The 14,406-nt window shown below is 59.1% G+C and carries 10 protein-coding genes and 1 rRNA gene; 9 read left to right on the top strand and 2 right to left on the bottom strand.

Annotated features, from left to right (window positions below):
- Positions 1 to 35: 35 nt before the first annotated feature.
- The 5 genes from BEN48_RS15650 to BEN48_RS15630 all read left to right on the top strand — a co-directional run bounded on the left by BEN48_RS15650 (position 36) and on the right by BEN48_RS15630 (position 6,582).
- Positions 36 to 818, top strand: coding sequence for a shikimate dehydrogenase family protein (locus BEN48_RS15650; RefSeq protein ID WP_317043714.1), 783 nt, complete (start codon positions 36 to 38; stop codon positions 816 to 818).
- Positions 819 to 1,168: 350 nt separating this feature from the next.
- Complete coding sequence (locus BEN48_RS15645) at positions 1,169 to 1,822, top strand: RNA polymerase sigma factor (RefSeq protein WP_083321144.1); 654 nt, start codon at positions 1,169 to 1,171, stop codon at positions 1,820 to 1,822.
- Positions 1,812 to 3,494, top strand: coding sequence for a hypothetical protein (locus tag BEN48_RS15640; protein ID WP_125932689.1), 1,683 nt, complete (start codon positions 1,812 to 1,814; stop codon positions 3,492 to 3,494). The genes BEN48_RS15645 and BEN48_RS15640 overlap by 11 nt, the downstream gene beginning before the upstream one ends.
- A 152-nt stretch (positions 3,495 to 3,646) precedes the next feature.
- Positions 3,647 to 5,689, top strand: a complete 2,043-nt coding sequence (gene uvrB / locus BEN48_RS15635) for an excinuclease ABC subunit UvrB (RefSeq protein ID WP_070735918.1) — start codon at positions 3,647 to 3,649, stop codon at positions 5,687 to 5,689.
- A gap of 188 nt (positions 5,690 to 5,877) precedes the next feature.
- A complete protein-coding gene (locus BEN48_RS15630; protein WP_070735917.1) occupies positions 5,878 to 6,582 on the top strand; it encodes a head GIN domain-containing protein in 705 nt (234 codons plus the stop codon).
- A gap of 87 nt (positions 6,583 to 6,669) precedes the next feature.
- On the opposite strand, the gene BEN48_RS15625 is transcribed toward BEN48_RS15630, so the two are convergent.
- Positions 6,670 to 7,992, bottom strand: coding sequence for a metal-dependent hydrolase family protein (locus BEN48_RS15625; protein ID WP_394330937.1), 1,323 nt, complete (start codon positions 7,990 to 7,992; stop codon positions 6,670 to 6,672).
- A gap of 405 nt (positions 7,993 to 8,397) precedes the next feature.
- Here BEN48_RS15625 and BEN48_RS15620 point away from each other — a divergent pair, with 405 nt between their 5' ends.
- Together BEN48_RS15620 and BEN48_RS15615 are read left to right on the top strand one after the other, a co-directional pair.
- Positions 8,398 to 8,838 carry a LytR/AlgR family response regulator transcription factor gene (locus BEN48_RS15620; protein WP_070735916.1) on the top strand — a complete coding sequence of 147 codons (441 nt, stop codon included), beginning with the start codon at positions 8,398 to 8,400 and terminating at the stop codon, positions 8,836 to 8,838.
- Positions 8,835 to 9,131, top strand: a complete 297-nt coding sequence (locus BEN48_RS15615) for a LytR/AlgR family response regulator transcription factor (RefSeq protein WP_070735915.1) — start codon at positions 8,835 to 8,837, stop codon at positions 9,129 to 9,131. The genes BEN48_RS15620 and BEN48_RS15615 overlap by 4 nt, the downstream gene beginning before the upstream one ends.
- 18 nt (positions 9,132 to 9,149) lie before the next feature.
- Here the strand turns inward: BEN48_RS15615 and BEN48_RS15610 are convergent, their stop codons facing one another.
- A complete protein-coding gene (locus tag BEN48_RS15610) occupies positions 9,150 to 12,242 on the bottom strand; it encodes a PAS domain-containing protein (protein WP_158010218.1) in 3,093 nt (1,030 codons plus the stop codon).
- A 656-nt stretch (positions 12,243 to 12,898) separates the two neighbouring features.
- Between BEN48_RS15610 and BEN48_RS15595 the strand changes: the two genes are divergently transcribed.
- The gene (locus BEN48_RS15595) at positions 12,899 to 13,381 is read left to right on the top strand and encodes a carboxypeptidase-like regulatory domain-containing protein (RefSeq protein ID WP_070735907.1); all 483 of its coding nucleotides are present in this window, start codon (positions 12,899 to 12,901) and stop codon (positions 13,379 to 13,381) included.
- Between the two features lie 845 nt (positions 13,382 to 14,226).
- Positions 14,227 to 14,406, top strand: a 16S ribosomal RNA gene (locus tag BEN48_RS15590); the annotation flags it as partial.

Genomic DNA, 14,406 nt, shown 5'->3' with positions numbered 1-14,406 from the left:
AAACAGCTGTTCGGGGCGCCTTTTTTGGTTTTATTTTGAACACCCCCGTCTTCAATTTCTACCCGCACATGCGCCAGTTTGGGCTTATTGGCCGTACCCTCAACTACTCGTTCTCCCAGACTTATTTCACGCAGAAATTCTATTCTCTGGGGCTGAAAGAGCATCAATACGACCTTTTTGAGCTGGCCACTATTGGGGAGCTGCCCGGCTTGTTGGCCGCCCAGCCCAACCTGGTGGGGCTGAACGTAACCGTGCCTTACAAGGAAGCGGTGGTTACCTATCTCGACGAGTTGGCCGCCTCAGCCAGCCGCGTGGGTGCCGTAAATGTTATTGAGCGCACCTCCGATGGCCGGCTGGTGGGGCATAACACCGACTACGTAGGTTTCCGAGATTCCTTGCGCACCTTCTTTCCCATTCGGGGCGAGGGGGGCCGCGCTCTTATTCTGGGCGCCGGCGGTGCTGCCAAAGCCGTGGAAGTGGCACTGCGCGAGTTGGGCATTCCGTACTGGAACGTGACGCGCGGCCGGCTCGGGCCCGGCCTCACCTACGAGGACCTTTCGCCCGAGCTGCTGGCCGCCCACGCGCTCATTATTAACGCCACGCCGGTGGGCACGTTTCCCAACAATGCGGAGTGCCCGCGCCTGCCGTATGAGGCCCTCACGGAGCAACACTACTTATACGACCTGGTGTATAACCCCACCGAAACTCTATTTATGGCCAAAGGGAAGGAGGCCGGCGCGCACGTGAAGAACGGCTTTGAGATGCTGTGCCTGCAAGCTGAGGCTGCTTGGGACATCTGGCACGGAAACGCCCGGTAGAGTTCACCAGCCATGAGCAGCCCAGCCAGCGGGCCTAATTCTGCTCAAAAACTGTCAGTATCAGGATGGGCCCAACTGCATCAACCCTATACCTTAAATGAGGATGATGAGTTGTTTAGCGTGCTGTTGGCGGTGCAGCTTTTACCTTCGGAGACCTGCTGGTATCTTCCTACTTCTTTGCTTGTGACTGGCGTTTTTAGAAAGTTGTTGCAACCATTCGGCCTATTGGTGCATCCCCATGCTGCGGCCACCTCCGGGCCCGGTTGTGTGCGCTTCTCTTGCCTTTCTATGCTGCAAAAAATGACCTTCTCTACCAGTTTCCCCACCGGCTCGGGTGCCCGGCTTTTGGCATGAGTCCCGCCACGTGGTTTGCCTTTGGCGCCGACGACGTGCTGCCCGACCAGCCGCCCACGGCGCCGCGCCTCACCGCCAGCCGCAGCGCGGCCCCGACCAGCCCGCCCACCGAAGCCGAGCTGATTGACGGCTGCCTGCGCGGCCGCCAGCTAGCCCAGAAGCTGCTATATGAGAAGTACGCCGGCAAGATGATGGCCGTGTGCATGCGCTACGCCCAAACCACTTTTGAAGCCGAAGACGTGCTGCAGGAAGGCTTCCTCACGGTGTTCCGCACCCTGGCCAGCTTCCGCCGCGAATGCCCGCTGGAATTCTGGATTCGCCGTATTATGGTGAACGCCGCTCTGCGCCAGCACCGCCGCAATGCCTCCCTGGTGGCAGTGAGCGACGGCGACTACCCCGAAACCCTGGCCAGTGAAGAATACACCCTTAGCAACTACAATTTCCAGGAGCTGCTGGAGATGGTGCGGGAGCTCGCGCCGCGCTACCGCATGGTTTTCAATCTCTACGCCATCGAAGGCTATACCCATAAAGAAATCGGAGAATTATTAGGCATCACCGAGGGCACGAGCAAATCGCAATATTCCCGGGCCCGGGTAATCTTACAAACTAAACTGGAGCGCCTTGGCACTCCAACCCGCCATGTCAACTAATCCTATCGATAAAAATTCTACGCCTAAACCCACCGGCAGCTTAGAGGACTTGTTCCGCCACCACTTGGGGGAAGAAGCCGCGGTGCCACCGCGCCCCATGCTCTGGGACCACATCGACAACTCCCTGCTCCTGCGCCAGAACGAAACCTACCGCCGCCGCCTGGTAGCCACGCGTTGGGTAGCCGCGGCCAGCCTGGGGCTGGCCACGCTGGCCGGCACCGGCTGGTGGGTCCAGGGTGGGTCCGGCTTGGTGGGCCCGGAAGTAGCCACGCGCGCTACCGCTACCAAACCAGCCAGTGGCAACCTTGCCAACCAAAGCTCAGCTTCCGTGGCAGCAGTTGAAAAGGTAGGCGCCGGCAGCGCCGGGGCGTCTCATTCTGCCTACGGCGATGTGAACGCCACGCAGGCGGCTAAAGCCCGCAGTGCCGCAGAAATAGCGTCGTCTTCAGGGCAAGCTGGTCGTACGGTCCGGCCGCAAACTGATTTTGGTGCTTCCTCGGTGCGCATCGGCCTGGAAGATGGCTTGGCAGCCAGCACCACCACTTCGAATGAGGTGGCCAGCGCTGGCACAGCCGATAGCAGCCCGGCTGGCGGCACCGCTAGCCAAGAAACCGCTGGAAAAACCCGGGCCGCAATAGCTACTGCGGCAGTTCCTGCCGCTGGCAACCAAGCACAAAGCCTGGGTGGCACCGAAAATCTTGCTGGTGCCGCCGCCGCCAATGTGGCGACCGTTGCTGCCCCCCGTGTTTCTAGTGGCGTACCGGCCGCCAGTTCGGCCACTGTGGCGGCTGCTTTCGTGCCAGCTGGTTCTGCTGCACTGCCTGGGCAGGTGGGCCTGCTTGCGCCTACTTCCACTTCTCTCGCACTCACTGCTCCCGCTGCCCTGCCCAATGGCTTGGCCTCTCTCCCCCTGCCTGCCGAAACCGCGCCAGCAGTGGCCGTTACTGACCGTAAGTGGCAGTACGGTGCCAGCTACGCTGCTGGAACCTTCAATCCCAACATCAACTTTTCCCGCGAGGGCGTGGGCGCTGATTACGCTTATAACCCCGCCCTGGGCGCCGACTCCCCGGCCCTGACCGAAGCCGCTGCCACCGAGTACCGCAACAACCTGCGCCCTGGCTTCAGCCAGCGCATTGCGCTGGTAGCCAAGCGCCACCTCACCGGCAATTGGTCCCTCAACACCGGCGCCGAGTTTGCACAGGCCTCCGCCAATTCGTCTTCCACGTCCGCCTTTGTCGGCGAGCAGCTCCTCGACCTTGGCCAGTTTAGCACCGGGGGCATGCGCACCACCAGCTTCCGCTACCGCACGGCCGGCATTCCGGTGAGCCTGAGCTACAGCAATGCTGAAAAACGTGGCTGGAGCTTATATGGGCGCCTTGGCGGCGTGGTCAGCGCTTTGCTAGGCGTGCGCAGCGAAGTAGAAGGCAGCCCCGAAGCCACCCGGACGTACTCGCTGGCCTCGGCGGGCACGCCGTATCGCCGGGTGCTGGGCAGCATTCGTGGCGCTGCCGGCGCCCAGTACCGCCCAGAGCTGGGCGGCTGGGCCTTCACCCTGGCCCCCGTGGCCGAGCTTGGCCTCGTGCCCCTGAACGCGAACCCCGCACAAAGCTATTTTGCCCAAAGCCGCCCCTACACCTTTGGCCTGGAAGCCAGCGTGGGGTTTGGCCGCTAGCAGCCCAAAAGCATTCTGAAAACAACGCCCCACCTTATATAAGGCGGGGCGTTGTTGTTCTATCACATAAGCCTAATTCAATTCCGACGAAACCCAAAATACTGGTTTGCGGTTAAGTCAGGCTGACCTTTTCGGCCTACCTTTCGCGTTGCATGGAGTACCAACTGACCTCTGAATTTAAGCCGACCGGCGACCAGCCCACGGCCATTGCCAAACTCGTGGAGGGCGTGAACAACGGCGAGCACGCCCAGGTGCTGCTCGGGGCCACCGGCACCGGCAAAACCTTCACCATGGCCAACGTCATTGCCCAAACCGGCAAGCCGGCCTTGGTGCTCTGCCACAACAAAACGCTGGCCGCGCAGCTCTACGGCGAATTCAAGGCGTTTTTTCCGAATAACGCTGTCGAGTACTACATCAGCTACTACGACTACTACCAGCCGGAAGCCTACATCGCCAGCACCGATGTCTTTATTGAAAAAGACCTGGCCATCAACCAGGAAATTGAGAAGCTGCGGCTGCACACTACTTCCACCCTGCTCAGCGGCCGGCGCGACATCATCGTCATCGCCTCGGTGTCGTGCATCTACGGCATTGGCAACCCCGAGGAATTTGCCAAAAACGTCATTTTCCTTAAGCCGGGCATGCGCTACACGCGCAACAACCTGCTCTATCAGTTCGTCCAGATTCTGTATTCGCGCACCGAGGTGGAGTTCACCCGCGGCACGTTCCGAGTGAAGGGCGACACCGTGGACGTGTTTCCGGCCTACGCCGACCACGCCTTCCGCATCTACTTTTTTGGCGATGAAATCGAGTCGGTGCACAAGATTGACCCGGTGAGCGGCAAGAAGCTGAGCGACGAAGCCAACGGCGTGGCCCTGTACCCTGCCAACCTGTTTGTGACCGGCAAGGACACGCTGAACTCTGCCATCAAGCAAATTCAGGACGACATGGTGCTACAGCATGCGTACTTCGAAAAAGAAGGCCGCGACTCCGAAGCCAAGCGCATCATGGAGCGCACCGAATTCGATTTGGAGATGATTCGGGAACTGGGCTACTGCTCCGGCATCGAGAACTACTCGCGCTATTTTGATGGGCGCACGCCGGGCTCGCGGCCGTTCTGCCTGCTCGACTATTTCCCCCAGGACTACCTATTGGTAGTGGACGAGAGCCACGCCACCATGCCCCAAATCCGGGCCATGTGGGGCGGCGACCGCAGCCGCAAAACGGCCCTCATTGAATATGGTTTCCGCCTGCCCTCAGCCCTGGACAACCGGCCGCTGACGTTCAACGAGTTCGAAAGCATGTACCGGCAGGCCGTGTTCGTATCGGCTACGCCCTCGGACTACGAGCTGGCCCAGGCCGATGGCGTGGTGGTGGAGCAGATTATTCGCCCCACGGGTCTGCTCGACCCCGAAATCGACATCCGCCCCAGCATCAACCAGATTGACGACTTGCTGGACGAGGTGGACAACCGCGTGAAAATGGGCGACCGGGTGCTGGTGACCACTCTCACCAAACGCATGGCCGAGGAGCTGAGCAAGTACATGGACCGCCTGGGCATCAAGGTAGAATACGTGCACTCCGACGTGAAAACGCTGGACCGCGTGGAGATTCTGCGCAAGCTGCGGCTGGGCGAAATCGACGTACTGATTGGCGTGAACTTGCTGCGCGAAGGCCTCGACCTGCCCGAAGTGAGTCTGGTGGCCATTCTCGACGCCGACAAGGAAGGCTTCCTGCGCGACCAGCGCAGCCTGATTCAGACCATGGGCCGCGCCGCGCGGAATGACCGCGGCAAGGTCATCATGTACGCCGACCGCATGACCGGCTCCATGCAGCGGGCCATTGACGAGACCAACCGGCGCCGTGCCACCCAGGCCGCTTACAACGAGGAGCACGGCATCACGCCGCGCACCGTGCGCAAGAGCCACGCCGAAATCATGGGCCAGACGTCGCTGTCCGATTACCGCGTGCTCGACAACCAGGCCTACGCCGGCCCCGACTCCGATGGCGCCGCCTTGGCCCTGGCCGCCGAGCCCGTGGTGGCCATGATGAACCGCACGGAGCTGGAAAAGCTCATTAAAACCACCGAAAAGCAGATGGAAGCCGCTGCCAAGGAACTTGACTTCCTGCAAGCCGCCAAGCTGCGCGACGAGCTTTCCGCGCTCAAAACCATGCTCAAGGGCAAGCGGGATTAGCCGGTTGGCATAGGTTTCGGCAGAGGGTCAGCAGCACCGCATAATATAGGTGTTGCTGACCCTTTTTCTGCTTTTACCAACATGAAGCACTTGGTACTTTTCCGCAAGGCTTTGGTAAATTAGGGAGCCCAGGCAACCACACGTTCCGTTCTGGCATCCATACATCATACCTTTTTTCTGCTTGCACCATGAATACCTACTTTCTTACTGCGGCCGTGGTCGCCATTTCGTTTGCCTCCTGCACCGCACAAGCCCAGGTGAAGCAGCCGCGCCAGGTGGGCACCTTCCAACAAGTCAGTTCCAGCGGCGGCATCGATGTTGTGCTAACCCAGGGCGCCAGCACCTCGGTGGTAGTAGAAGCCGCCGCCGAAGCCCAGGAACACCTGCTCACCACCGTAAATGGCAACACCCTGGAAATTGGCTGGGAGCGCAACTACTCCGTGCGCAACCTGCTAAGCAGCAAACGCAAGACCGTGGTGTACATTGCCTGCCCTAAGCTTACCGGCCTGTCCCTTAGCGGTGGGGCCGATGCCAAAGGCGAATCCAGCTTCTCAGCCGATAATTTTCGGATTATTGCCAGCGGCGGCAGCGACGTTACGCTTTCCCTCAATGCCAAAATGCTCACCATTCAGGCTTCAGGCGGCAGCGATATTACCTTGGCGGGCAGCGCAGAGCGCCAGAAAATAGACGTAAGCGGCGGCTCCGACTACAACGGCTTCAACCTGAAAAGCGCTTCCGCCAGCGTGAATGCCAGCGGTGGCTCCGACGTCAACGTCCACGTCGAGGAGGAGATTTCCACCAGCGCGTCCGGTGGCAGCGACATTCGCTACAAAGGCAACGCCCGCCTGGCCAAGTCCAGCAGTGGCGGCAGCAGCGTGCGCCGCATCCAATAAGTCATTAACGGTGAGATGTTAGAGGTGAGTGACTAGTGTCGAAGCGTTACCCTTTCACCACTAACCGTTTACCACTCACCGTTAAAATCAGGGTTGTTTATATAGCACACCGCCCTTCATTACCAGGCGTACCTGGCGCACGGCGGCAATGTCCTGGGTGGGGTCGCCGGTCACGGCCACCAGGTCGGCCAGCAGGCCGGGACGAATGCTGCCGCGGTCGGCCAGATGAAAAATCTGGGCGTTGCCGCTCGTAGCCTGGCGCAACACCTGCAGCGGCGTGAGGCCAAAGTCCTGCACCAGTTGCTCCATCTCGCGGGCGTTGTCGCCGTGGGTAAACACGCCCACATCGCCACCCATAACCAAGGTCACGCCAGCTTTCAGGGCCGCCTGCACGCTTGTGTGTTTCTGCTTGATGCGCGGTGGCTGAGGGTCCTGGCCTTTTTTCCAGCCGCGGTACTGCGCAATGGCGTCGCCGGCGGCCACGGTGGGGCACAGCGCCACGCCGCGCTGTTTCATCAGCTTAAATATTTCGGCGTTGCCATCGTCGCCGTGCTCAATGGTTTCGACACCGGCCAGCGTGGCACGGCGCATGCCTTCTACCGTGGAGGCGTGCGCCACCACGCCCCGGCCTGCCGAGCGCGCCGTCTGCACAATGAGCGTCAGCTCTTCCAGTGAGAAAGTGGGCTGGGCCGTGCCATTGGGTCCCCAGCGGTAATCAGCATACACCTTAATAAGGTCGGCGCCCTTGCCAATTTGCTCCCGGACGGCACGCACAATGCCATCCACGCCGTCGGCCTCTTGGGCACCTTGGGGCACGTCAATGTCGGTGGCCATCTTGGGACCGTAGCTGCCCGTGGCCACCAGCGCCAGCGTAGCTACTAACAGGCGCGGCCCGGGAATAATGCCTTGGTCAATGGCCTGCTTCAGACCCACATCGGCGTAGCCGGCGCCCTCGCTGCCCAGGTCGCGGGCCGTGGTGAAGCCCGCCAGCAGCGTGCGCTGCGCATGTACTGTGCCCCGAGCCACCCGTAGCGCGTGCGACTCCAGCAGCACCTGGTCGTTCCAGGGAGTTTCGTTGTAGGGGTGCAGCAGCATATGTGCGTGGCCCTCAATCAGGCCGGGCATCAGGGTAAGGCCAGGAAGGTCCATGGTGCGCCCGCCTGCGGGCAAGCTCACTTGGGCGGCCGGGCCTGCGGCCGTTATTTTATCGTTTTCTACCAGCACGGCCCAGCCTTGGTGCAGGTCGCGCCCGTCGAACACGGCGGCAGGCCGCAGGAGCACCGGCACGGCGGTTACGGGCGTGGCCGGGGCAGACTGCCCCTGTGCGCCTGCGGCGCCGCCCAGCAGCAGGCCCACCCAAACCAACCGGCTGCGCCATTGATACCGGCCCGATGTAAGAAGCTGTCGCAAGCTGAACTTTCCCATAAAGTGAGGCGCCTGCTAGTTGATTTTGCTCATCAGGCCCACGAAGCTACTTTGCCAGCGCCGCTTGCACGCGCAGCCAGGGAGTTGAGGGGGTCATTCCTGCAGGGCCAGCCAGCAACTCCTGCTTTCGTCCAGGCCACCGAGCGGCCTATACCGCTCAGCGTCGAAGCGCAAAATTCATTATTTTAACCAGCCGAAAACCCCTGTTCACCACCCGATTATCGAGGTTGAACGAACTAATAGTGCACCAAGAGTTTGGCGGAATCTAGTTTGTATTCTCAAGCCGTATGATTAACGAATAAGATGCTAGCTACCAGCTGGTACGCGACGCCTGCCCCAGCGCTTCCCTTATTCTTTCGCCATTCTGCAAACAGGTACTTTCTCGCCGCCATGACTCCCTCCGCCAAGCTCACTTGCCTCCTCGTCGACGACAACGAAATGAACCGTCTGACCCTGGAGCACCTCATCGGCCTCACGCCCGAATTGGAGCTGGTAGCCTCGTTCAGCAACGCCGTCGATTGCCTGGCATTCTTTCACCAGGGTGGCAAAGTTGATATTGCTTTTTTGGATGTTGAAATGCCCCTGCTTTCGGGCCTCGACCTGGTGCGCATCCTGCCCACGCCGCAGCCCGACATTGTGCTGGTAACTTCCCACCGCGACTTTGCCCTCACCGCCTTCGACCTGCACGTCACCGACTACATCGTGAAGCCCGTGGAGTTTCCCCGCTTGCTGCAGGCCGTGCAACGCGTGCAGGCCAACCGCGCGGCCTCTCTCCACCCCGAGCCCGCCCCCGCCCCGCTGCCCTCCCCCACGACCAACACCTGTTCGTGAAAGTCAACAAGAAGATTGTGCGCGTCAACTACGCCGAGCTACTCTACATCGAAGCCCTGTCCGACTATTCCGTACTTGTGCTCGACAAGCAAAAGCTCATCGTCTACAGCACGCTCAAGGTCTTGGAATCGCGGCTGCCCGCTACCCAATTTGCCCGCGTGCACCGCTCGTACATTGTCAATACCAAGCGCATCGACGCCGTAGAGGACCATATACTGGGCTTTGGCAAGCACGAAATCCCCGTGAGCAAATCTTACCAGGAAGGGTTTTACCGCCGCCTGCGCGGCGCGTAGCGCCGGCTTGGCTGGCCCCTATTCTGCCGCGGGCAATTCGCCGGGCAACAGGGCCAGCACCCGTGTCACCAGCACCACCAGCTGGGCTACCATGGCCGGCCGTTCAGCAGTGGCGAGGCCAGCTTGTGGGGCCTTCTCCAGAATGGCCATCGGGCCTGCGGCATCGGCTACGCTCAGCGCCAGCAGATTGGGCTTTATGTGGTGGGCCAGTTCTGCCACTTTCGGCCAGTTTTGCACCATGGCGGCGTCCTGCATTTGCACCAGGCTGCCGGGCGTGTTCGCCAGAAAAGAACGGATAATTCGGGCCACAAAATCTTCGCGGCCGTGCGCCATGGCGCGCAGCTTGGTCAGGTCGTAGGGCAATGCAGCGCGGCGGATGCGGCGCAGGGCATCCATTTTGTGGTAGAGCTCCTGTTCCTCGTAGGGCTTAGCCAGGCAGTCGTCCATGCCCGCAGCGCGGTACCGCTCGTTGTCTTCCCGAAACGCATTCGCTGTGAGGGCCAGAATGGGTACCTGGGCGCGCCGGGGGTCGGGCAGCTGGCGCACGGCCCGCGTCACTTCCACCCCATTCAGTCCCGGCATCTGAATGTCCATTAGCACCACATCGTAGGCGTTTTCCTTTAACATTTGTAGGCCCTGCTCCCCGTCCACGGCCTCCTCCAGAATCACGCCCCAGTCCTCCAGCATAAAACGGGCTACCTCACGGTTTATCTCGTTGTCTTCCACCAGGAGCACCACCAGGCCCATCAGCGCCCCGGTATTGAACTCCCCCAGTGGCGCGGCCACCTCCACGGGCACTTCGGCCTTGGGCAGGGTCAGAGAGAAGGCAAACGTGCTCCCCTCCCCCGGCGCGCTGCGCAACGTGAGCACCCCATCCAGTTGCTCCACCAGCGCCCGGCTAATGCTCAGCCCCAGCCCGGTACCGCCAAACTGCCGGGTCGTATCGGCATATGCCTGAGTAAAGTCTTCGAAAATGTGTACCTGCTTATTAGACTCGATGCCAATGCCCGTATCGGTCACACTGAATTCCACCGTGATGTGTGTGGCGCTGGCCGCAAGCTGCCGGCCCACCACCGTAACTCCGCCGCGCGAGGTAAACTTGATGGCATTGGCCACCAGATTGATAAGGATTTGATTGAGGCGGTACGGGTCGCTCACCACCCACGGGTAGTCGCAGTCGTCGCGCAGCAGCGCATAGCCGAAAGACAGCCCCTTCTCCTGGGCCTGCAAAGCCAGCGGCTGCATTGCCTGCGTCATCGACTCGCGCAGGTTGAAATTCACCTGCTCAAAACCCAGCTTTCCAGACGTGATTTTAGCCATGTCCAGCACGTCGTTTATAACGCTGACCAGGTGCTGGCCCGAGGTGCGAATCATGCGCAGAAACTCCTTCTGGCGTGAGTCGAGTAGTGTTTTGCCCAGCTGGCTGGCCATGCCCAGAATGCCATTCAGAGGCGTGCGGATTTCGTGGCTCATGTTGGCCAGAAAGTTTTCCTTGGCCACCGCCGCCGATTCGGCCGCTTCCTTGGCGCGCTTCATTTCCCGTTCGGCCGCAATGCGCTCGGTGATGTCGTGCGAATGCGAAATCACGTAAGGTTCCTGGCCAGGCTCGCTCACCATCAGGTTGCGGTACAGCAGGTAGCGCAATTCCTGGCTGCCGCGGGGCCGCACCCGCTGCACCCCCGCATCTTCGTGCATAGCACTGATATGGCCCAGGTAAGTAGCAAACGCGGCACGGTCTTCCGTTGTCATCACGTCAGCCACGTTGCTCCCCACTATGTCGGCCACCGGCATATTCAGTAGTTCGGCCAGGGCCGGATTGGCCGTCAGCACGGTCCCGTCCAGGGCATGGGTACAAATCAAGGCCTGCGCGTAAGTCATCAGGTCCCGGTACTGTTTTTCGCTGCGCTCCAACGTCTGCTGTGCCTCCTTAACAGCCGTAATATCCGTGCTTACACCCAACACATGCACGCTGCCATCGGGCCGGAGCAAGGGCCTTTTCACCGTCTGAAACACCCGCACCGAACCGTCGCGCTGCGTTAGCGTCTCCTCCACCGTCAGTTCGCAGCCACTGCGCAGCACCTGCAAGTCGTGGTCGGCCAGCTTAGCCTTTTCTTTGGCTTCCACGCTATCCGGCGCCAGCGCCTCACCGGTCAGATGGCGGGTTGCCTCCCGAATGGCCTGCATGGCGTGGTTTTCGAAGATAATTTCATGCTCCGCGTTGCGCACGTAAATCACGCTCGGGCTGGCATCCAGTATGCTCTGCGTAAACTCCTGCTGCTCCCGCAACTCGCGCCGCGCTATTTCCTGCGCCGTAATATCAAGCCCGTAGCCAATAACCAGCCCCACGGCCTCCCCACCCTCAGGCACGGGCTGCAGGCGGCGCATCATGTAGCGTAGTTCGTCGGCGCTGCCAAGCGTTTCCACCCACTCGTGGCGTTGGCGGCGCTCCAGCACAGTGGCTAGTTCGGCCTGCCGCTTTTCCACCACAGTGGTAGGGTAACCGCGGCGGGTACTGTACTCGGCGTTGGTGCGGCCCAACATCCATTGCCGCAGTTCAGCGTCGGGCACGGCCGTGGGGTTCGCAAAGCGGTAGCGGTACTCCGGATCCACCACAAACACTTCAGCAGGCAATTCGTGCAGTATGGTTTCGTAAAAGCGCTGCTGCTTTTGCAGTTGCTGCTCGGCCTGTACCCGCGCAGTTATTTCAACCACGTACAAATTCACGTAGCCCCCGGCAGCAACCGGCACCCCCTGCACACTAAACCACTGCCCTTCAAGCTGCCCTTCTTCACACTGTGCAGTGCCCGCCGCCATTGCTCGGGCCGCCAAGTCCCGCAACCGCCGCATCCCATTCAACCGAGTGGCGCGCGTGAGTCCCTTCCCCAGCGCCTGGGCCGCTTCATTGGCATATTGCTGCCGCCCGGAAGCAGCAAGCTGTAATAATGGATTAGGATTCTGATGTGTAATGCCAGCAATGGCTTCCACTTGGTTTATCCGCCGTTGCTCGCTCACATCGCGCAGGCCCAGCATCCGGTATGGCTGTCCAGCCTCCACCCGCTCGCCTACCACCACGTCACACGCCAATACACGCCCATCGCGCAGCCTTACCAATTCATTAGGAACCCCCAACGCATTACCCGGTTGCTGGCCTGTGGCACGTGTCAAAGCAGTATCACACGTCAGTCTTTGGGTCTGCACGTACGCCAGCAGTTCATTTCCCTCACGCCCCAACCAGGTGGCCGGCTCATCGGGCAGTCCATACAGCGTAAAGAATTGCTCGTTGAGCACCACAATGCTTCCAATCGCATCAAGCATCATTATCCCCTCCGGCAACAAACTGGTCAGCAGAGCCATTGACTCTCTCCCCAAATCAGTATCAAGCGCATTACGCAGAGCGCAGAACAACTCGGCATTTCGCTGCTGATGTTGGGCCAAGTCCTCGTTAGAATCAAGAGGAACCGAAAGCAGAAAGGTAGAGGGCATAATTGGAGGCACACAACAATATCCGGCATGAAAGCGGCCCAAAATTCATAACTGGCTAAACGCTTCCTCACGCTACCCAAAAGGTGTCATTTCCTTGCCAGATGCGGAACAGTATCTGGCAAGGAAATGACGTTTTCCCCTCCAACTCAGTCCAACGACTATTGCGGTGGAAAATCAAGCTGTTCACCGGTGAATTATAGTCTTTAACCGAGTGGTGCAAATGCGAGACTCCTCTCATCTCTAGATTTGCATCATTCAAATACAAAATTTAAACACAGCTCATCATGCGTCATTTCGCCGCTCTCATCGCCGTCCTTTCGCTGTTCACCTTCCGCAATGTCAGCGCTCAAGAGCTTCTCGCTAGCAACACCACCTTCCCAACTGGTCGCACCAATGACAAGGCCCCTGACGCCCCAAAAAGGGAATCAGGCGAAAAAATCGTTTTGACCGGCACCATCACCAACCCCGCTGGTGTATTGCCAGGTGCCGTAGTCATCCTTGCCAGCACCAAGCAAATGGCCGTCACGAACGCCGAAGGCGAATTTGAGTTTGTAGTGCCCGCTAACGCCGGCCCCTTGCTCGCCCGAGTAACGTACGCAGGCTACGCCGATGAGAACATGACCCTGAACGCTTCGGCAGCTGAGTCAACCGTAAACTTGGCCAATGCCCAGGTTATCGTAATCGCCCGCAAGCAGCGCCTCAAAGCATACATGAAGACCGCCCACAAAGAAGTACGGCACAGCCTCAAACAAGTACACAAAAAGTAGTCTTGTCCAGGAAGAACCCATTACTCCATAATGAGACTTTCTCACAACCCAACAAAAAAGGCCCGTTCCAAATGGAACGGGCCTTTTTTGTTGGGTTGTGGAAGGGAAGGAAGTTAATAATAAAGCAGGGACGTCTTGAACGAGAACTACACTGAATAGTTATCTCCCTTAGGAACCTGCCACTACCCGCTCGCTACAAATCCCCCACTCCACACCACGGCTCCTCCACTACATCGTAGAACTACCTGCTTTGAATGCGTTGCCGAAATCACCAAAACAGTCGGCTATTCCAACAAAACAAGTCTGCACCCGATTACCGTAGCCACACAATTATCAGCTGTGGCAGCAGCCATTCAAACACATCAATTTTTTTTCAATACCCTTACAGCATCTTTATCTGGCAGATACCTGCTTCCAGCTAGCAGTTGGCTGGCATTTCAATGAAAATAATCACCCCCGGCTTTTGATTAATAAAAACTTCACGTATCTTTGCACTCCCAATCGCAATAAGGGTCTCAACAGGAGGCCAAAAGTTGAATGGGTTGAACGAAAAGACAACGCCGCACTGTTATCAATCCGACTCTTACAAAAGAAGGAGAAGGTGGTCGAGCAGCGAGAGTCTTAAACTCAAAAATTAGTTTTCTATTACGCAAGTAGTAGCAGCGTTAGCCCAATAGGGGCTGGCACACGTTCTTTGAATGATTGGAAAAGACAAATAGTAAGGGCTTCCTGCAGCGATGCGGGGAGCAGGAAAATACAAGCGTAGAACGACGACACGAACTCGTTAACACGGGTCGGATTAGCACTCGACATCAGCCCGTCTTCGGACGGGTGTAGGATATTTTACAATGGAGAGTTTGATCTTGGCTCAGGATGAACGCTAGCGGCAGGCCTAATACATGCAAGTCGAACGGTTGTTAGCAATAACAATAGTGGCGCACGGGTGCGTAACGCGTAGCCAACCTACCCGAATCTGGGGGATAGCCCGCCGAAAGGCGGATTAATACCGCATAAAACTGCAGTCC

This window comes from Hymenobacter glacialis (genome assembly GCF_001816165.1).
GTDB classification, from domain to species: Bacteria; Bacteroidota; Bacteroidia; order Cytophagales; family Hymenobacteraceae; genus Hymenobacter; species Hymenobacter glacialis.
Note: the sequence above shows the minus strand (reverse complement) of the source record. Positions and strands in the feature narration are given on the sequence as shown.

Bases quoted from the DNA above. Each gene is read 5' to 3' on its own strand.
- BEN48_RS15645 (WP_083321144.1), top strand. From the start codon at position 1,169: ATGAGTCCCGCCACGTGGTTTGCCTTTGGCGCCGACGACGTGCTGCCC.
- BEN48_RS15640 (WP_125932689.1), top strand. From the start codon at position 1,812: ATGTCAACTAATCCTATCGATAAAAATTCTACGCCTAAACCCACCGGC.
- uvrB (WP_070735918.1), top strand. From the start codon at position 3,647: ATGGAGTACCAACTGACCTCTGAATTTAAGCCGACCGGCGACCAGCCC.
- BEN48_RS15630 (WP_070735917.1), top strand. From the start codon at position 5,878: ATGAATACCTACTTTCTTACTGCGGCCGTGGTCGCCATTTCGTTTGCC.
- BEN48_RS15620 (WP_070735916.1), top strand. From the start codon at position 8,398: ATGACTCCCTCCGCCAAGCTCACTTGCCTCCTCGTCGACGACAACGAA.
- BEN48_RS15595 (WP_070735907.1), top strand. From the start codon at position 12,899: ATGCGTCATTTCGCCGCTCTCATCGCCGTCCTTTCGCTGTTCACCTTC.